Source organism: Paenibacillus sp. WG02 (assembly GCF_055396115.1).
Genome location: NZ_AP036016.1, coordinates 456,119 through 475,565 on the forward strand (window position 1 = coordinate 456,119; position 19,447 = coordinate 475,565).

12 protein-coding genes and 1 pseudogene are annotated in these 19,447 nt (G+C 47.0%); all 13 read left to right on the forward strand.

The window, feature by feature from the left end:
• Positions 1–8: 8 nt before the first annotated feature.
• Positions 9–2,072, forward strand: a complete 2,064-nt coding sequence (locus ACBP55_RS02080) for a YIP1 family protein (protein ID WP_464649393.1) — start codon at positions 9–11, stop codon at positions 2,070–2,072.
• Between the two features lie 75 nt (positions 2,073–2,147).
• Positions 2,148–4,748, forward strand: a complete 2,601-nt coding sequence (locus ACBP55_RS02085; RefSeq protein ID WP_464649394.1) for a DUF5696 domain-containing protein — start codon at positions 2,148–2,150, stop codon at positions 4,746–4,748.
• A 1-nt stretch (position 4,749) separates the two neighbouring features.
• Positions 4,750–5,646: a carbohydrate ABC transporter permease gene (locus tag ACBP55_RS02090; protein WP_464649395.1), complete on the forward strand. Its 897-nt coding sequence runs from the start codon at positions 4,750–4,752 to the stop codon at positions 5,644–5,646.
• A gap of 15 nt (positions 5,647–5,661) precedes the next feature.
• On the forward strand, positions 5,662–6,615 hold the full coding sequence (locus tag ACBP55_RS02095) for a carbohydrate ABC transporter permease (protein ID WP_464649397.1): 954 nt from the start codon (positions 5,662–5,664) through the stop codon (positions 6,613–6,615).
• A gap of 36 nt (positions 6,616–6,651) precedes the next feature.
• A complete protein-coding gene (locus ACBP55_RS02100) occupies positions 6,652–7,701 on the forward strand; it encodes a family 20 glycosylhydrolase (RefSeq protein WP_464649399.1) in 1,050 nt (349 codons plus the stop codon).
• Between the two features lie 26 nt (positions 7,702–7,727).
• Positions 7,728–10,497 (forward strand): annotated as a pseudogene (locus ACBP55_RS02105) (alpha-mannosidase).
• Between the two features lie 389 nt (positions 10,498–10,886).
• Complete coding sequence (locus ACBP55_RS02110; RefSeq protein ID WP_464653207.1) at positions 10,887–11,741, forward strand: ABC transporter permease; 855 nt, start codon at positions 10,887–10,889, stop codon at positions 11,739–11,741.
• A 20-nt stretch (positions 11,742–11,761) separates the two neighbouring features.
• Positions 11,762–12,634 (forward strand): carbohydrate ABC transporter permease, encoded by an 873-nt coding sequence (locus ACBP55_RS02115; protein WP_464649401.1) that lies wholly within the window; start codon positions 11,762–11,764, stop codon positions 12,632–12,634.
• 57 nt (positions 12,635–12,691) lie between these two features.
• The gene (locus tag ACBP55_RS02120; protein WP_464649403.1) at positions 12,692–14,371 is read left to right on the forward strand and encodes a type 2 periplasmic-binding domain-containing protein; all 1,680 of its coding nucleotides are present in this window, start codon (positions 12,692–12,694) and stop codon (positions 14,369–14,371) included.
• A 128-nt stretch (positions 14,372–14,499) separates the two neighbouring features.
• Entirely contained in the window at positions 14,500–15,579 is a 1,080-nt protein-coding gene (locus ACBP55_RS02125) for a Gfo/Idh/MocA family protein (RefSeq protein WP_464649405.1), read from the forward strand.
• A 27-nt stretch (positions 15,580–15,606) separates the two neighbouring features.
• Positions 15,607–16,629: a Gfo/Idh/MocA family protein gene (locus tag ACBP55_RS02130; RefSeq protein ID WP_464649407.1), complete on the forward strand. Its 1,023-nt coding sequence runs from the start codon at positions 15,607–15,609 to the stop codon at positions 16,627–16,629.
• A 110-nt stretch (positions 16,630–16,739) separates the two neighbouring features.
• On the forward strand, positions 16,740–17,687 hold the full coding sequence (locus ACBP55_RS02135; RefSeq protein ID WP_464649409.1) for a sugar phosphate isomerase/epimerase family protein: 948 nt from the start codon (positions 16,740–16,742) through the stop codon (positions 17,685–17,687).
• A 12-nt stretch (positions 17,688–17,699) separates the two neighbouring features.
• A complete protein-coding gene (locus ACBP55_RS02140; protein ID WP_464649411.1) occupies positions 17,700–19,436 on the forward strand; it encodes a hypothetical protein in 1,737 nt (578 codons plus the stop codon).
• The last annotated feature ends 11 nt before the right edge of the window (positions 19,437–19,447 follow it).

Sequence of the window (19,447 nt, forward strand, 5' to 3'; positions counted from 1 at the left end):
GGAGCCACTTGAAAAGAATACTTATCCTGATGTTTGCCGTTGCGCTTTTCATCGGTATGGCCGCTCCTGTAATTGCCGCACCTGACAACGATACGTACAATTATAATTTTTGGGGACAGACCGTTCCGGCTCCTAGTCCCTATGAGCTGCAAAAAGTTATGTATGGCACAGACCTGCAGACAGGCAATCTGTCGTCACCTCAAGATCTATTCGTCGGCAGCGACCGTCACATCTATCTTGCGGATACCGGGAATGATCGGATCGTCGTCTTGGATGATCAGTTTCAGGCCGTTCAGGTGATTTCCGGGTTCAATAATAACGGCAGCAAGGAAACATTCAATAAGCCGGAAGGCGTATTCTACAACGGGACCAATGATCATTTATTTATCGCCGACACGCAAAACAAAAGGCTGGTTGAATTGACCAGCACGGGAGCGTTGGTGCGTGTGATAAAGGAACCGAAATCTTCCCTGCTGCGTGAAGGATTCCCCTACATGCCAACCAAGCTGGCTATCGATAAGTCCCAGCGGATCTATGTTATTAGTCGCGGATCCTATGAGGGGATAATGGAGTTCGATACCGATGGCGTTTTCAATGGATTTATCGGCACGAATCGCGTGAAGTTCAATCCCGTAGATTTGTTCTGGAAACGGATCTCGACCAAAGCGCAGCGCGAACAGATGCAGTTATTCATTCCGCTTGAATTTAATAACTTGGCGATTGATGATGACGGATTTATGTATACGACGACTTCGGAGGAGAAATCGGATCACCCGATCAAACGTCTGAATCCGTCTGGTGTGGATATTTTACGGGATAAAGGCTATTTCCCGCCCAAAGGGGATATTCATACACTGGACGTTGGCAGCGCGCCTGGGAGCTCCATTTTCATCGATATTGCCAAGGACGAGGGCGGCATGTACAGCGCTTTGGATTTAAAAAGGGGCCGTATTTTCACCTACGACAAAGATGGCAATCTGTTATATCAATTCGGCGGGCTGGGCAGCGAACAGGGGAAATTCCGTACGCCTTCGGCGATCTCGATGCTCGGGGACAAGGTGCTGGTGCTCGATAAGGACAATAACCGTTTGTCCGTATTCCAGCCTACACGCTATGGAAGCCTGATACGTGATGCAGTGACATCGCTCTACAATGGGCAAACGGATGCGTCTACTGCTTCATGGCGGCAGGTGCTTCAAATGAACGGCAACTTTGAGGTAGCCTACATCGGGATCGGTAAATCGCTTTTGAAAAATGGCGATAACCGCGGGGCGATGAGTTATTTCAAGTTGGGAAATAACCGTGACTATTATTCCGAAGCTTTCAAACGATACCGGAAAGAAGTTGTCTTCGCGCATTTCGGTACCATCGTGCTCGGTATTGCGCTTGTCTTCGGTCTTGGTTATACCACGGTTAAGATTGCAGGCCGAAGAATGCGCGGTAAGCATTACACGGAAATCGGCGTGTTGAAAAATCCTTTTTACACGATGGTGCATCCATTTAACGGATTTTGGGAGATGAAGTACGATCAAAAAGGCAGGTTAAAAGTTGTAATCGTCTGCTTATTTCTCCTCGTGCTCTTCACCATTTTGAAGCGACAGTACAGCGGTTTTGTCGTTAATATGAACAATCCGCTCGAACTGAACAGTCTCAATGAGCTGAAATTCATCGTTCTTCCGTTTCTGCTTTGGTGTATTGCGAATTGGTCATTGACCACTTTGATGGATGGGGAAGGCAAGTTTAAAGAAATCGTAATGGCTACAGGCTATGCGCTGATGCCGTTCGTCCTGATCTATCTCCCGCAGACGCTTTACAGCAATGTGATTACTGGAAGCGAAAGCACGTTTTATTATTTGCTTGATGCGATTGCAATCATCTGGTTCATCTGGCTGCTGTTCGTAGGTACCATGACGGTCCATCAATATTCAGCTTCCAAGACGGTGGTCACGATGATTCTGACGCTTGTTGTCATTGGTATCATCATCTTCCTTGGGGTATTGTTCTTCAGCATGCTTCAGCAAATGATTAATTTTATCACATCCATTTACCGCGAACTCTCATTCAGATTTTAGCGGCACACGATAGGTTAACTAAGATTATGCTTACGAAGAAAGTTTTCCTTCGGAAAGCTCTAAGGAGGGATGAAGGTGTCCAGCAAGATGAAAATATCCCTTGGCATCCTGAGCGCCGGTTTGGTGGCCTGCAGTTTGATCATGATTTACTCGCAGGATCAAACTGTAAGCATGGCGGAAGCTCAATCCCAGGTCAAATCGGTTCTTCCAGATCAAGCAGGTAAAGGAAATCCCGTAACTGCCGCAAGCGCGGAGGTTCGTGCTGCAAGTGGAATGGCTGCTGTATCGTCCAATACGGCCGAGGAGCAGAAGGCTCTTCAAGCCATGGAGCTGGTGGTTCAGAACGAAACTCTGATGCTTTACGTCAAACGCGAGACGGCCGAGATTGCTATCAAGGACAAAAGAGACGGCTATATCTGGTTTTCCAATCCAGTGGATCGAGAGAAGGATCCCAAGGCATCGCCTTTGTATAAATCAGAGCTATCTTCTCAACTGTTAATTACCTATTACAACGAAAAAGGGCAGTTGAATACGTTCAACAGCTACGACGACAGCGTAAAAAAGAAACAATTTAAAATCAGCAGCGTGGATAAAGGGATTAAAATCGTATACCAGCTGGGAAATATTCCGAAAGATTACGGCAATATTCCTAAGGTGATCGGTAAACAGCGGTTTGAGGAGCGCATTCTGGGGAAGCTGCCGGATAAGGACACTCGTGAGGATGTCGCTTTCAAATTCAAATTGGATGAACAGAAGCAAGTATATGAAGTGCGCAAGCTGCAGGATTTTGTGGCGGAGGAGCTGTCCAAGAAGCTAGAGGCAATCGGTTATACGAACGAGGAAGCCGTCAAGGACAATAAGGACAATGGGGCGGGAGTTAGTGCCCAAGAGGAAGGTCCGAGATTTACGGTTCCGCTTGAGATCACCTTGGACGGAGAGCATCTTGTTGTGAAGACAGCCGGCAAGGAGCTTCAATATACGAATGCTTATCCGATTGCCATGCTTCAGCTGTTCAAATATTTCGGGGCTGCGGACGAGAAGAAGGACGGTTACATGCTTGTCCCTGACGGGTCTGGCGCCTTGATTCATCTGAATAACAACAAAAAGAGCGCAGAAGCCTACAACCTGCCGGTCTACGGTTCCGATGGCACTTTCGACGTCAAAGAAAAGGTTCAAACGAACGAGATCACGCGACTGCCCGTCTTCGGCATCAAGCAGAACGACCACGCTATGCTCGGCATGATTGAAGGCGGAGATGCAATGGCCAATATCACGGCAGACATCGCCGGCAGAAACGATTCCTACAACACAGTTGGCGGGAAGTTTAGAGTTATGGATATGGACTTCTATACGTTAACGTCCGGAACCAAAAAGAGCTCCGTACCGATGTTCGGGCAGAAGCCGTTTCAAGGAGATTATCAGATTCGATATGACTTTTTGTCAGGATCTGCATCCAACTATACGGCTATGGCAGGCAAGTACAGGGAGTATTTGGTGAATAAACACGGTCTGAAAAAGCTGGAGCCTGCGAAGGCAAGTCCTTTCCTGCTTGAGGTAGAGGGGGCGTTCCAGAAACAAGCGTCTTTTGTCGGTATTCCGTATCAATCAACAGAAGCGCTGACGACCTTTGATGAAACGCAGACGATGTTAACAGCTCTGAAAGAAAAAGGAGTTAAGGATATCGGGCTCCGCTATGTCGGCTGGTTTAATGACGGGATTCGGCATACATCTCCATCAGAGGTTAAAGTGGTCGGTGAGTTAGGCGGTAAGAAGGGTTTCAGTAAGCTGATCGATTATGCGTCAAAAGAAAACATTCGTTTTTTCCCGGATGTAGCTTTTCTTGAAAAATATAAAGGAGCTTCAGATGCAGTTTCCTTTCTAGACAGACAGAAGGCCAAAGTTTACAAGTATGACCCTGTCATGTATGTCAAAGATTCAACGAAGTTTTCACATTACTTGTTATCGCCGTTTGCGCTGGCAAAAACAGTGGACGGATTTGTCTCCGACTATGCGAAGCTTGGCCTTACAGGCTTATCTCTTAGGGATTTAGGCAATGAAGTGAACTCAGACTTTAACCCGGATCATCCGATTAACCGGCAGGAAGCGCTAAACATGGCCGTTGGCGGAACCGATAAGCTGAAGCAGCAGGCCAAAAATCTAATGGTAAATGGCGGCAATGCCTACAGCCTACCGTATGCCAATGTCATTGTGAATGCTCCGACCAAAAGCAGTCGCCTGAATCTGACCGATGAAGACGTACCCTTTTATCAGATTGTGCTCCATGGTTTTTATGATCTTGCTGGAGAGCCGTTTAATATGCAGAGCGCAACTCATCCACGCGTTTCCCTGTTGAAAGCGCTAGAGACGGGATCCGATATTTATTACCAGTGGTACTACAGCGATTCATCAGCGGTTAAGGATTCGGATTATAACGAGCTATATGCGCTGCATTACGGGGATTGGCTGGATCAAGCGGCAGGTTTCTACAAAGAGGCTGGCACAGTGCTGAACGAGGTTCGGTCCTATGTGATTACCGATCACCGTAAATTGGCAGAGGGTGTGGTTCAAACGACCTTCGAGAATGGGAAGAAGATTATTATCAATTACAACAACGCTGCGGTACAGGTGAACAATAAACAGCTAGAGGCCATGAGCTACTGGGTAGGGGGTGAGTGATTTGCGGAAAAAAAGATTATCGTTAGAACAGACGAAAGCGTGGTACGGCGTTTTGTTCGTATCTCCACTCATCTTGGGGATGGTCATGCTTTTTCTGCTGCCGCTCATTCAATCGTTCCGATTCAGCTTAAGTTCCATACAAATGGTAGAGGGCGGCTTTGCCGTACTGCCAAAAGGAATTAGCAACTACACCAGCTTATTTACCTCCAATCCGGATTATCCCCGATTATTGGTGGAAGGTGTCGTCAACATGGTTGTGAATGTGCCGATTATCATTATTTTCAGCTTGTTTGCAGCGGTGCTGTTGAATCAGAAATTCAAAGGGCGCGCCCTTGCGCGCGCGATCTTCTTCTTGCCGGTCATTCTGGCATCGAGCGCCCTTGCTAATTTGGATATCAGCAGCTTCGTGGGAGGTTCCGTTCTCAGTGGAAGCGGGAGCGGAGAAGGCTCTAATATGCTGCAAAGCTTCGAACTCAAAAAAATGCTGCTGGATTCGGGCATGGCTCCACTCATAGTCAATTACATCACTGGCGCTGTAGATCGGATTTATGAAATTATCAGCTCTTCTGGTGTGCAAATTTTGATTTTCTTGGCTGGGCTTCAATCGATCTCCCCTTCCTTGTACGAGGCATCGAAAATCGAAGGAGCAACGGGATACGAGATTTTTTGGAAAGTGACGTTTCCGATGATGACCCCGCTGATATTAACGAACCTGGTCTATTCCATTATTGATTCTTTCAGCAGGAATAAAATCAATACCCTCATTTCGCAAACGGCGTTCAAAACCTTTGATTTCGGTTTAAGTGCGGCAATGTCCTGGGTGTACTTCATTGTTGTGGCTATCATCCTTGTTATCTCCACTGCGCTTGTCTCAAGAAAAGTATTTTATTACGACTGATGGAGGGATAGGACTATGAAATCGCAGGCTGTACGTATGGACGGATGGATTAGCAGGCGCAATCCGCTGGAAAAGGCGAAAAATTGGACATGGCAGATCATACGCTCCGTCTTGGTGCTCGGCTTTTGCTATATTATTTTGTTTCCCATCTTTTTAAGACTATCGGTTGCCTTTCGCGGTCGAATCGACATTTATGATCCAACTGTGCTGTGGATTCCCCGGCATTTTACACTCGAAAATTTGCAGATTGCGATCTCAGCAACCAACTATTTGTCAGCTCTATGGAATACGTTCCTTATCTCGTCTACGACAACATTGATTCAGCTGTGTTCTTGCGCGTTGGCGGGATACGCTTTTGCGAGATTGAAATTTAAAGGCAGCGGGCTGTTGTTTGGTCTGGTCATTTTCACCATCGTCGTGCCGCCTCAAACGATCATGATTCCGCTCTATTTAACATACCGGTATTTTGATCTTTTCGGATTAGTTGGGCTATTTTCAGGAAAGAGCAGTATCAATCTGATCGACACGTTCTGGCCGTTTCTTATTTCTTCTGGCACCGCGATGGGGCTGAAAAACGGACTTTATATTTATATATTCCGTCAGTTTTTCCGGGGTATTCCCAAAGAAATCGAAGAAGCCGCCCTCGCGGACGGAGCGGGAATTTTCAAAACCTTCTACAGCATTATGCTGCCTAACGCCATTCCTGCGGTTGTTACTGTCGTTTTGTTCTCGTTTGTATGGCAGTGGAACGACAGCTATTATGTATCCCTGTTTTTGAGTAAAGTGAAGGTGCTTTCCACACAGCTGACGGATATGGGGCCAGCCCTCGGTAAAGAGCCGGATCCGGTGTACCAGTCTATGCTGCTTAATACGGGCGTACTGCTGATGATGGGACCTTTGATTGCCTTATATTTGTTCGTTCAGCGTTATTTCGTGGAAAGCGTAGAGCGAACAGGCTTAGTCGGTTAATAAAAATAAAGATACGGATAGGCTGGAGGATAACATATGCAAAAAAATGGATGGCAGCTCAAAGGATTCCATATGCGCTTCGGATCGCATGAGGATGTTGGGAATTTAAAGCGAGTGATTGAGGAAGCGTTGGCGCCTATGGGCGTTAATGTATTGATATTGGAATGCAACACATCGTTTCAATTCCAATCGCATCCGGAAGTATCGGGTGGCAGCTTGACGAAGGAAGATGCGAGGGAGCTGTCCGCCTTATGCAAGCGGCACGGTATCCGTTTGATTCCTTTGTTTGATTGTTTGGGACATCAAGGTTGGGGAGGAGCGAGGAATTCGCTCTTGCGGGCGCATCCGGAATTCGACGAAACCCCGCATGTACCAACGGATGCCAAGTGGCCTGATTTCTACTGCCCGAGCTGGTGTCCATCCCATCCGGACCTTAATCCGCTCGTGTTCGATCTGATGGATGAGCTGATCGATGCTTTTGAAGCGGATGCGCTGCACGTTGGCATGGACGAAGTGTTCGCCATCGCCGATGATGGGTGCCCACGGTGCCGAGGGAAGAATAAGGCCGAATTGTTTGCGAAATCGACGAACGATTACTACGAGCATTTGGTCGGCAATCGGAAGGTACAGATGCTCATGTGGGCGGACCGGTTGATTGACGCGAGTGGCATGGGCTATACAGAGTGGGACGGCGACATTTACGGCATTTGGCCGGCTGTGGATCTTATTCCGAAGGATATTATATTGTGCGATTGGCACTACGATAAATTGGATGCTTATCCTTCTGTTGGGCATTTGCTGGACAAAGGATTTGAAGTTTGGCCCAGCTGTTGGAAAACACCGGAAGCGGCCCTTGATCTGCTCGAGCAGTCTATCCGCCAAGCGGAAGAGCGGGGGGCGATTGATCGTATGCCCGGTATGCTGGTAACCGGCTGGAATGCCAACGGCGAGAAGCTGGTGACGGCACTGCTGGGAGATGGGGATTTAGGCGAAGATACGGGCGATATTCGGGGCATTGCAGCTACACTGAAAACGGTCATGGAGGCGCTCCGACAACGGACAGAGCATCTTGAAGCAAAGAGCTGATATTAAATAGAAATGGAGACAGTGCCATGACACAGTCCAAAACTGTACATATCATTTCGCATACACATTGGGACAGGGAATGGTATTTGCCCTATGAAAAGCATCACGTATTGTTGATCAAGTTAATGGATACGCTGATTCAAACGCTTAGTCAAGATGAGGAATACCGCAGCTTTCATCTGGACGGACAAACGATCATCTTAGAGGATTATTTGCAGGTACGGCCGGAAATGAAGGAGACGCTAGAGCAATTGATTCGCGGAGGACGTATCCGCATCGGCCCGTGGTATGTACTGCAGGATGAATTTCTAACGAGCAGTGAAGCGAATGTGCGTAATCTGTTAATTGGCCACCGCGATGCCAAAGCTTATGGGGTCATTTCGAAGTTGGGTTATTTCCCGGATTCCTTCGGCAACATGGGGCAGGCACCGCAACTGCTGCGGCAAGCAGACATCGAGAACGCCGTGTTCGGACGCGGTGTGAAGCCGACGGGATTTAACAACGAAGTATCAGAAACGCAGGCGTATGAATCGCCGTATTCAGAGATGTTTTGGGAAGCGCCTGACGGCTCCAAGGTGCTGGGTATTTTATTTGCCAATTGGTACAGCAACGGGAATGAAATCCCTGTGAATCCAGAAGCGGCAGCCAAGTATTGGGATCGTAAACTAACAGAAGTATCCCGATATGCTTCTACGCCGCATTGGTTGTTCATGAACGGTTGCGATCATCAGCCTGTGCAGGCCGATTTGGCCGCTGCGATCAGATCTGCCGAGAAGCTGTACCCGGACATCCGATTCATCCATTCCAATTTTGAAGATTATTTAAGTGATGTGAATCGGACGATTCCGAGTGATCTATCCGTCATTCGCGGAGAGCTGAGAAGCCAGCATACCGACGGCTGGTCTACGCTCGTAAATACGGCATCTTCCCGCGTTTATATTAAGCAGAAAAATCAAGAAGGCCAGACACTCTTGGAAAAAGTGGCGGAGCCTTTGGCTGCCTTTGCTTACCAAGCAGGGTGTCCATACCCCCATCATCTGTTTACCTATGCTTGGAAAACGTTGATGCAGAACCATCCGCATGACAGTATTTGCGGGTGCAGTGTCGACGAAGTACATGCCGAAATGATGACCCGTTTTGAGAAAAGCAAGCATGTAGCCGAATCGATCGTTCTGGACAGCCTGACTTGGTTGGCAGAACAAGTGGATACGTCTGTGTTTGCCCGTTACGGTAAAGAAGCGGCGCCTTTTCTGGTAACGAATACGACAGGGTGGGAACGCAGTGGCACAGTAACCGTGCAGTTGGAGTTAAACAGGATTTACTTCCGTGATGGCAGGGATTTCCGGGATATGAGACAGGACGTGAAGCAGAAGAGCTTGGACGATGTTGTGTTGGTCGATGTGGAGGGTAATCCTATTCCTTTTGGATTAGAGGATAGGGGCATTCACTTTGGATATGATTTACCTGACGATAAGTTCAGGCAACCTTATTTCGCCCGCGCCGTCCGTGTGACCTTCGAAGCGGCTAATGTGCCTGCTTTGGGCTACAAAACGTATGCGTTGACTTGCGATGCCTCATTAAAGCAGCATCTTTCGCCGACTTCATTAATCGTTGGTACACACGCGATGGAAAATGACTATATAAGTGTCCAAGTCGCTGACGACGGCTCGTTTACGGTAACGGAGAAGCTTGAAGGAACGGTCTACAAAGGCTTGGGCGTTTACGAGAATACGGGAGATATCGGCAATGAGTATATGTATCGCCAAGCAAACGGAGACACGGCCTTGACTACACGAGGTGTGCCGGCATCCATTCGTATTCAGGAAGACGCGCCTTACCGAGCTAGCATAGAGATCGTTCACGAGCTGGATATACCAGCATCTGCAGAGGAATTGCTGGAAACGGAAAGGAAAGAACTGGTCTGGTTTACTGGGCGCAAGTCGGCGCGATCTGATGCAAAGATTGTTTTGAAAATCACGACCGTCGTATCCTTAGATAGAGACGGAAAGCGCGTTGATATTGCCTCAACCTTTAACAATCAAGCCAAAGATCACCGTTTGCGAATGCTGTTTCCTACTGGATTGGAAGCAGACACCCATTTTGCTGACTCCATCTTTGAAGTGCCGGAGCGGAGCAATACAACGACAGCCGAATGGAAAAATCCGAGCAACTGTCATCACCAGCAGGCATTCGTAACCGTGGCGAGGGCGCGGCAGGGGCTTGCAATCGCCAACCGCGGGTTGAACGAATACGAGATCGTTCGAGAAGATAGCGGCCAAACCATCGCGGTTACCCTGCTTCGAGCGGTAGGTGAATTAGGAGACTGGGGATACTTCCCAACGCCAGAAGCGCAGTGTATCGGTGAGCATACCGTGCACCTATCGGTTATCCCTTATGCAGTGCCTGTCGAGACGACTGAAGAAGATCCGCGAGTTCATGGCTTGGGTGCTATACAGGCTGCCCATCAATATCAAATTCCTTGGTCGGTCAAGCAAACCGAGGTTCATACCGGAGAACTGCCGTCGGTTTACGCTTTTGGCGGGCTGGGAAGGTCAAGCTATGGTCTTCTCCACAATGAAAGTTTCCGAGGAGACAGGAGATCTGATTGTACGTTGGTATAACATCTCTGCACAAGAAAGAGCTCTGAAGTTAGATCTCCCTGAGAAGTTCCATCATGCGTATAAGAGCGATATTCTGGAACGGCGTTTGGATCGTCTGCAGCAGGAGGGATCGGAGCGTCTATCTGTTGCCGTTCGTCCAGCAGAAATCGTTACGATTAGTTTTGAGCGATCATGAAAATGATAAGAGAAAAGACTGTTTCAGAAGCGGATGCCGAGTCCGTACATGAAATAGTCTTTTTTTACTTTACTGTATTTTCCTGGTGTTTTGTTTTCGGGTTTTTGAGAGAATTGGGTAGGCAAGTTGTAGAATGTACAACATTAGATACACGGAACGGATTAACAAACGAAAGTCATACCCAATGAAATTATAGATTCTTCTATAATTTTTTAAGGGTTTTTTGGATCAAAACTTTTATGATAGGTTTATTACATTGAAGTAAGGAGTGAAGCAGCCTTGAACGGAAATATCAATGAAGTCCTAGACTACCTTTAACGACAAGCGAGCATAAAGCTTTGCAATTGAGACGAAGAAGAAGATTGAAACAAAACATTCCGCTTTTTATCATGCTTTTCCCTGTCATTGCTTACTACATTCTGTTCAAATATTGGCCGATGGGCGGACTTGTTATTGCTTTCAAAAATTACAATTTTGCAGATGGTATTTTGCACAGTCCATGGGTTGGCCTGAAAAATTTTAAAGTTTTGTTTTCCAGCGCCAGTACGCTCCAAATTATATGGAACACCTTTTGGCTCAGCTTTTTGAATTTGGCGGTTGGCTTCCCCGTTCCCATCTTCCTGGCCATTCTGCTCAATGAAGTAAGAAAGACATGGTTTAAAAAATGGGTTCAAACGATCGTCTATCTGCCGCACTTTTTCTCTTGGGTCATTGTCGCAGGTCTCGTGTTGTCCTTATTTGCAACCGACTACGGCTCGATCAATAAGGTGCTCAAGCTATTCAATATTGAGCCTATAACTTTCCTTTACGAGTCGAAATCCTGGATTGCCGTATTCGTTGGTTCGGGGGTTTGGAAGGAAATGGGGTTTAGCACAATTATTTATTTGGCCGCTCTGACGAACATAGATCCTGCCCTTTACGAGTCAGCAGGTATGGACGGCGCTACGAAGTGGCGGCAAATTTGGCACATTACGATTCCAGGCATTCGTCACACGATCATCCTGCTGCTCATTTTGGCTATGGGTCAATTGATGGAGGTCGGCTTTGACCAGATTTATAATCTACAGAACTCAGCGGTTGCTGACGTGTCGGAAGTCATAAGTACTTATATTTATAAAATAGGTTTGGGAAATGCGCAATTTAGCGTAACTACGGCGATGGGGCTGTTCGAATCCGTCATTGGCTGTACGCTCGTACTGGTAGCTAACAGGATCGCCCGCAAGTTTGACCAAGCTTTATTCTGATAACGAGGAGGGGCGTCCGCATGAAAGCGACAAAAGGTGAAAAAGTTTTCTACGCAGTTAATTATGTTGTACTCGGGGCAATTGCCTTAACCTGTTTACTGCCATTTATTCATATCATAGCGCTATCAATGAGTGAGCGTTCGGCCGTAGATTCTGGACATGTCTTCTTCTGGCCGGTAGGCTTGCAGTTTACGGCATATAAGGTTTTCTTTCTAACAAGTCCGGCTTTCTCTGCTTTTAAAAATAGCATTATCATTACAATTATCGGTGTTGCACTTAGTATGGCGGGAACGGTATTGGCAGCCTATCCGTTGTCGAGAAGCTATTTGATAGGACGACGCAAATTTGTGCTTGCCATGGTGTTTACAATGTTGTTCTCAGGAGGGTTGATCCCTACCTATCTCGTTGTAAAGAACCTATCTTTAATCGACTCCTATTGGTCTCTGTGGCTCACCGGGTTTATCAGCACCTATAATATGCTGCTCATGAAAAGCTACTTTGAGAATATACCGCATGAAGTGGAAGAAGCAGCGCGAATTGACGGATGCAGCGACGTGTCGCTCCTCATTCGAATCGTATTGCCGCTATCGCTTCCGATGCTGGCTACTTTAGCCTTGTTCTATGGAATTAACTATTGGAATGCATTTATGAGCGTTCTGATGTACATCAATAATAGTGACATGCAGAATTTGACGGTCGTTGTCCAAGCGATGCTGCAAAAGAACGATATCTTGAATTCACCTTCCCTGGTATCAGAGGAGCAGCAAATGGTTGCTACGGAAATGGTCAAATCTGTCGGCGTTGTCGTTATGGTGGTCCCGATGCTGATCGTTTATCCGTTTCTGCAAAGATATTTTGTCAAAGGCGTTATGCTTGGTTCTGTTAAGGGTTAAACCAAATGGGGTTCCACGTTTACCAAAACTTTTCAATATAAACAGGAGGGTTTGCGCATGAAAAGAAAGCTGTGGATGGGAATGACAATAGGGGTTGTAGCATTAGGAGCAACGCTTGTAGGTTGCAGCAGCGACAAGAAAGAAGGAGCGGCAGCCGGTACTACAGCTACGAATGCTCCGAAGGAGTCAGCAGCTGCCAAACGCGGAAATGTTACCGTTTCCATGTATGATCGGGGAGGGGTTCCTGCGTCAGAGGGGAACTACGAGGAAAATCGTTGGAGCAAATGGATCAATCAAAACGGTCCTGTGAATGTGAAATACATTTCTGTCCTCCGAAGCGAGTCTACGAAAAAATTGAATGTTCTTTTTGCCTCCGGTTCTGCGCCTGATATTGTGAACGAGTACAGTACGCCGTTTCGTAACAGCCTATACGATCAAAAGCAGCTGCTTCCCATTGACGACATCTTAAAATACATGCCTGAGTACCAGAAGTTGCTGGACCAGTATCCTCAGTTGAAGAAAGCGGGGACGAAACCGGACGGCAAGCTGTATGAAGTCGGTAAAGTAAAAGAAGCAGTCATACAGCACATGTTATTGATTCGTACCGACTGGTTGAAAAAGCTGAATTTGAGCATGCCGACAACAACGGAAGAACTTATGAAAGTAGCCAAAGCATTTGCTGAGCAAGATCCTGACGGCAATGGCAAGAAAGATACGTACGGGATGAATATGAGCTACTATTCTGAACAAGCCATCAACGAGATTTTCGGTGAAAATTCGTCAAAAGATTTGATTGCCTGGGGAACTAAGGATGGAAAAGTAATCCCTCTGTGGGACAATCAGTTGGCCTCCCTGACCTTCAAGAAGAAGCTCTATGACGATGGCATTATCGATAAAGATTACATCAATGATAAAGACGGTGCAAAGGCAAGACAAGACTTCCTGAATGGTAAAATCGGCATTTACGTTAAATTTTCCGGTGGCATGTATGATCTTGTTATGAACGACTTTGCTACTCTGAAGAAAAATGTGGCAGGCGCGGAAATTGCTCCGTTAGGCTACCCGCAATCGCCGCTTGGAACATTTACCGGCGGTGTTGATAATCCTGTGCAAATGACGACTGTTGTGAGCGCCAAGGCGAAGGAGCCGGAAGCTGTCGGCCGCTATCTTGACTTCATGATGAAACCGGAAACCGCTTTGAAGATTATTAACGGAGACGAAGGGACACATTGGAAGAAGAGCGCCAATGGCTGCCGTGAGACCATCGATCCAACGAAATCGAAAAATGAAGTCGGCTACGCTTTAGACTACGAAATGTTCTACTCTTCAGGAACAGATAAGTGCAACTTTACGATAAACGGATTTAATACTGCAGTACCAGAACAGAAAGCCGGTTCGGACATGTATAAAGAACTTCAGAAAATTTATTTCGATTCGCAAAGACAATACCCTGGAATGACTCATGGGGAACATATGCCGGTCTATCCTGCTGATCTCCAAACTCTTAATACAACAATTCTTAAAGAGCAAAACGACATTTTTGTTAAGGCCATCATCAGCGGTGCGAAATACAGCCCGGAACAAGCGATTAAAGACGCACAAGCGGCATGGGATAAAGCCGGCGGCAAGCAGCTTGAAGACTTTATGAACAAATGGTATGCGGAAAATAAAGATAAAGCGTTCCTTGCTAAGGATATTATGGCAATTGCGAGACAGCAAATGGAGCAAGTGAAGTAACTGATTTAAATGAGGGAGCTGGACATGGATATGCGAGTGCCTGCCCATGCAGACATCGCTAAGATGTCCAGCTTCATTCATTATTCGTCAGCTTAGAGTCGGTGATCGCATTATGGGGGGAACTAGGAATGAATAAGGTTAAGGTAGCTATCATTGGCTGTGGCGGCATTGCAACAGGTAAACATTTACCCAGCTTAAGTAAAATTGAGCAAGTAGAAATTATTGGTTTTTTTGATGTCAATCCTGCAAGTGCGCACCAAGCGGCCGAGAAGTTTGGTGCTCCCGGAGCGAAGGTATTTGAGAACTATTATGAGCTTCTTGCTGATTCTTCGATTGACGTCGTTCATATCTGTACCCCGAATGATACGCACGCAGAGATATCGATCGCAGCTATGGAAGCAGGCAAACACGTCATGTGTGAAAAGCCGATGGCCAAAACCGCCGCTGATGCTCGGCGAATGGTTGAAGTTGCTAAACGTACAGGTAAGAAGCTAACTATTGGCTACAACAACCGCTTCCGTGCGGACAGTCAGTATTTGAAAAAGGTGATAGAAGACGGCGATCTGGGCGAGATCTATTTTGCCAAGGCGCATGCTGTTCGTAGACGTGGAGTTCCCACTTGGGGTGTATTTCTGGATGAAGACAAACAAGGCGGAGGCCCGCTAATCGATATTGGAACGCATGCGCTCGATTTGACGCTGTGGATGATGAATAACTACGAACCTAAGGTGGTGCTTGGCACCGCTTATCATAAGCTTTCCCGGAAAGAAAATGCCGCTAATTCCTGGGGTCCCTGGGATCCTGAGAAATTCAAAGTGGAAGACTCCGCCTTTGCGATGATCGTGATGAAAAATGGCGCGACGGTGATGGTGGAGGCGAGTTGGGCCTTAAATACATTGGATACGAAGGAAGCGAAATGTACGCTTTGCGGTACTGAAGGCGGTGCCGACATGCAGGATGGTTTACGCATAAATGGTGAAAACCACAGTCGTTTATACGTCAACCAACTCCAGTTCGAAGCCAAAGGCGCAGACTTCTACGATGGCAAAAAAGAGAGTATGCAGGATAAAGAAATCCGCATGTGGATTGACGCTGTAATGAACGATAAGGATCCTGTTGTAACGCCAGAACAATCGTGTGTCGTTTCTGAAATTCTTGAAGCCATTTACGAATCCAATAGAACGGGAAAAGCGGTTTATTTTGACTAAAATAACCGGAAATGGGGCCATTCTTTCATGATTAGAGTTGCGATGTTGAGCTTTTGGCATGTGCATGCCAAGGATTATGCACGGCTAGCCGCCGAGCACCCGGGTACCGAAATCGTGGCTGTATGGGATGAAGTTCCCGAACGAGGAAGGCAACAGGCAGAGGAGCTTGGTGTTAGCTTTTATGAGGATCTGCATGCGCTTTTGGCCAATCCGGATATCGATGCCGTTATTGTGGATACGCCGACGAATCGGCACCGGGATGTCATCATCGCAGCAGCCAAAGCGGGAAAGCATATCTTCACTGAGAAAGTTATAGCTACCACGTCGAAGGAATGTAATGAGATATTGGCTGCTGTTGAGACCGCTGGGGTCAAACTAACAGTTTCTCTCCCCCGGCTATATACCTGGTTCACACAAACTGCACATAACTTCATTCGGGGTGGTCAGCTTGGCACTGTAACGACGGTTCGTATACGGCTTGCTCATAACGGCGCTTTGCGAACAGAGAAAAATCCGAATGGTTCACTCCCATCTCATTTCTTCAATTTGGAGGAGAGTGGGGGAGGGGCATTGATGGACCTTGGCTGCCATCCGATGTACTTGACGCGCTTATTCCTGGGCTTACCGGAAAGTGTCAGTGCAAGCTTCGGTTATATCACGGAGCGAGAGGTAGAGGATAGTGCGGTAGCGACTTTACGTTATTCAAATGGGGCTATAGGCATTGTTGAAGCGGGTTTCGTGAATAACTACTCCCAATTTGATATTGAGGTGCAAGGAACGGAAGGCAGCCTTATGTATACGAGAACGGATGACAAGCTGTTAGTCCGAAGCCATAAGCTGGAAGGTGAAGCAACAAAAGGGTGGCAAGAGGTCACGAATTTGCCGGCGAATCTCCCTTCTCCCTTTGAACAATGGGTGGCACATATTCGAAATGGAACGACGGCTTCTGAAAATATACAAATAGCCCTTGATTTGACCCGTTTAATGGAAGCTTCGACTTTATCGGCACGCTCAGGTGCTGTATGTAGGCTGAGTGACCTGGCGGAATAAAGAGACTTTCTTGAGGAAAGGCCAGATCATTCCCTGCAAAGAAATAAGGGTAATCTGGCTTTTCTTTTTTTAAGGAAATGATGACAACAAAGCTCTAAGGAGGAACAGACATGCTGGATAAAGGGGAATACTCATTTTCTACCTGCTGGAATATTAAGAAGCATACGATTGGAAGGAACATGATAGAGGAGATCAAAGAGCTCGGCTTTCACAATGTTGAACTGAATTATAACGTGACGGAAGAGATGATGAAGACGATTGAGCCGATGATCGATAAAGGGGAGATTGGCGTATCCAGTGTCCACAATGTGTTTCCTTTCATCAATGATAAGGATTACGATACGGACTCGGTTATGCTGGGTTTCGATGATGAGGTGAAGCGCAAGCGATCCGTGGAACTGTTGATCCGGTCTATGGACTATGCGAACCGCTATGGAGCGAAGGCCGTTGTCGTACATCCAGGTGAAGTGCCTTTTGAATATAACATTGATTCGGATTTGAAAAAGCTGTACAGGGATCACGGAAAGGATTCACCGGAATATCAAAAGCTTTGGAAGGACATGTCCGAAAGACGGGAGCGGTTGAGCCCGCTCTACACCAAGCGGATTCAAGACAGTCTGGAGGAAGTAAGCGAGCATGCAGCCAAACAAGGATGGTCAGTAGCCATTGGCATCGAAACACGCTCAAGGTCCTATCAGATGCCGACCTTGATGGAGGCGAAAACCATTTGCGATAACCTGAAAGGCAGTCCGGTTTACTTATGGTACGACATCGGTCACGCCATGATGATGGATCGGATGGGCTTGTACGATAATCTCAAGGAGCTGCAGGAAGTGAAACGCTATATTTATGGCGTACACATCCATGAAACGCTAGAGCTTTCCGATCACTGGTGTCCTTATGTACACAGCAAGGATCTGCAATATTTTGATCATTTTTTGGAGGCAATTGATTTTGCCAAAGTCAAGGTATATGAACTGAAGGCTGTTTGCCGGCCAGATGAGATTGATGAAAGCCACAGGCTTATTACAAATAAAATTGCAGCTATGAAAGGTTAAAAGGTGATCAGCATGGACGCTACTTATAAACAGTTAGTACACATTTATGACGAACATACAGCAGCTACGCTGCAGCGGCAGGTGCTTGATCCTACATCCAAATATTACGGCGGCATCATCGACGAAACGGGCATTGCGCGTGTTAATCATCTCAGCACGCCAAACGTTTTGGCTGTATGGGCTTCGGCTATCGTTAATCCAGATTCACGTTACTATCATGATGAGACACTTTTGGCCGCTTTCGACAAAGCAGCGGATTTTATTTTGAACCGCCAGCATGCCGACGGTACGATCTCGTTAGGTTCAACAAACTATAACTCTCCACCAGATACAGCTTTTGTTGTAGGCGGGATTACGCAAATTTATCAACTTCTTGAGGCGCATGACTGGGCGGCTGTGAAGCCTTCCTCCGCAAAGTTGAAGCTCTTTTTGGAGCGTACGATCCCTGCTATGCTGACAGGCGGATGTCATACACCGAACCATCGCTGGGTTATTACTGCGGCACTTTCGCTGCTGTATGAGATTTTCCAAATGCCTGAGCTGGTAGCAAGAGCGGATGAATGGTTGGCAGAAGGTATGGATATCACACATGACGGCGAATGGACGGAGCGCAGCAATGGCATCTATAATGCCGTCAGCGATATTGCTTTATACCACACGGGGCGTGTGCTAAACCGTCCAGAATTATTAGAATGTGTGCGTCGCAATCTGCGCATGATGGTCTATTTGATCCATCCATCCGGTGAGGTGGTAACCGATTATTCAGGACGCCAGGATTTCGGACAGACGTTTGATATGGCGACTTACTTGCTGATTTATCGTTTAATGGCTGCGCATGATAAAGATCCTTTGTTCGCTGCGATGTCAGACTATGCAGGTACCTTTATAAAGCGTGCGGAAGCGGTAAATAACAATGCGCTCTTGGGTTTATTGCTGTATCCCGAAGCAGATATTTCCGATTTGGAGCGTACTCCGCTTCCTGATCGTTATGTCCAAGTAATCAATGAGCACCATCCGATCAATGAGCATTTAACGCAGATCGATGGCGTGGGTCACCATATGAGAATTGAACACAGCAGCATGCACTTAGCCTTCGGCGCTCCGCTTGTGCGCATTCGAGATCTTGATCAGAGCGTGACGATTATGCCGCAAACGCCGTCATTCTTCTCCCTTCGCCATGGAAAAGTTAGGCTGCTGGGCATTAAGTTGTCTACATCTTTCTCACCTGGGATTGTGAAGTTCGCACATCTAACTGCGGAGGAAGGCGTTTATAAGCTAGGAATCGTATTGGAAAAAGGATACAACGGACCGATTCCGCGACAATTTCTGCCGGAGTCCGCGGAGAGATCGACACTCAGTCCTTGGTACTTGCTTCCGCATCAGCATCGGCCGATGACACATCTGCAAACCCTTGAGTTTCAAGCGGAAATTACACAAGGAGACGCGGAATGGAAGATTCGTATCCTTTCTGATGAGCGAGAAGATGTTTTCACGCAGTTATCCTTTATTTTTGGAGATGAGGGTACGGTTAGCGGCAGTGATCTCGCCCAAGACGAGGCAGGAAAATATTTCTTGAAAAGTGGATCTATGAAATATGCGGTGGATGAAGATGCGATTGAGATTTCAACAGGCGCCTACGAGCATTTGCTGCCTGTGCTTCGTGAAGATCAACATCCGACCGGTTGCAAATACGTCCATGTGAACCTCGTGACGCCGTTCGACCGGACATTTACGGTACGACTACTGTAGAAAGGAAGGCC

Bases quoted from the DNA above. Each gene is read 5' to 3' on its own strand.
- ACBP55_RS02115 (WP_464649401.1), top strand. From the start codon at position 11,762: ATGAAAGCGACAAAAGGTGAAAAAGTTTTCTACGCAGTTAATTATGTT.
- ACBP55_RS02125 (WP_464649405.1), top strand. From the start codon at position 14,500: ATGAATAAGGTTAAGGTAGCTATCATTGGCTGTGGCGGCATTGCAACA.
- ACBP55_RS02120 (WP_464649403.1), top strand. From the start codon at position 12,692: ATGAAAAGAAAGCTGTGGATGGGAATGACAATAGGGGTTGTAGCATTA.
- ACBP55_RS02095 (WP_464649397.1), top strand. From the start codon at position 5,662: ATGAAATCGCAGGCTGTACGTATGGACGGATGGATTAGCAGGCGCAAT.
- ACBP55_RS02130 (WP_464649407.1), top strand. From the start codon at position 15,607: ATGATTAGAGTTGCGATGTTGAGCTTTTGGCATGTGCATGCCAAGGAT.
- ACBP55_RS02140 (WP_464649411.1), top strand. From the start codon at position 17,700: ATGGACGCTACTTATAAACAGTTAGTACACATTTATGACGAACATACA.
- ACBP55_RS02100 (WP_464649399.1), top strand. From the start codon at position 6,652: ATGCAAAAAAATGGATGGCAGCTCAAAGGATTCCATATGCGCTTCGGA.
- ACBP55_RS02135 (WP_464649409.1), top strand. From the start codon at position 16,740: ATGCTGGATAAAGGGGAATACTCATTTTCTACCTGCTGGAATATTAAG.
- ACBP55_RS02110 (WP_464653207.1), top strand. From the start codon at position 10,887: ATGCTTTTCCCTGTCATTGCTTACTACATTCTGTTCAAATATTGGCCG.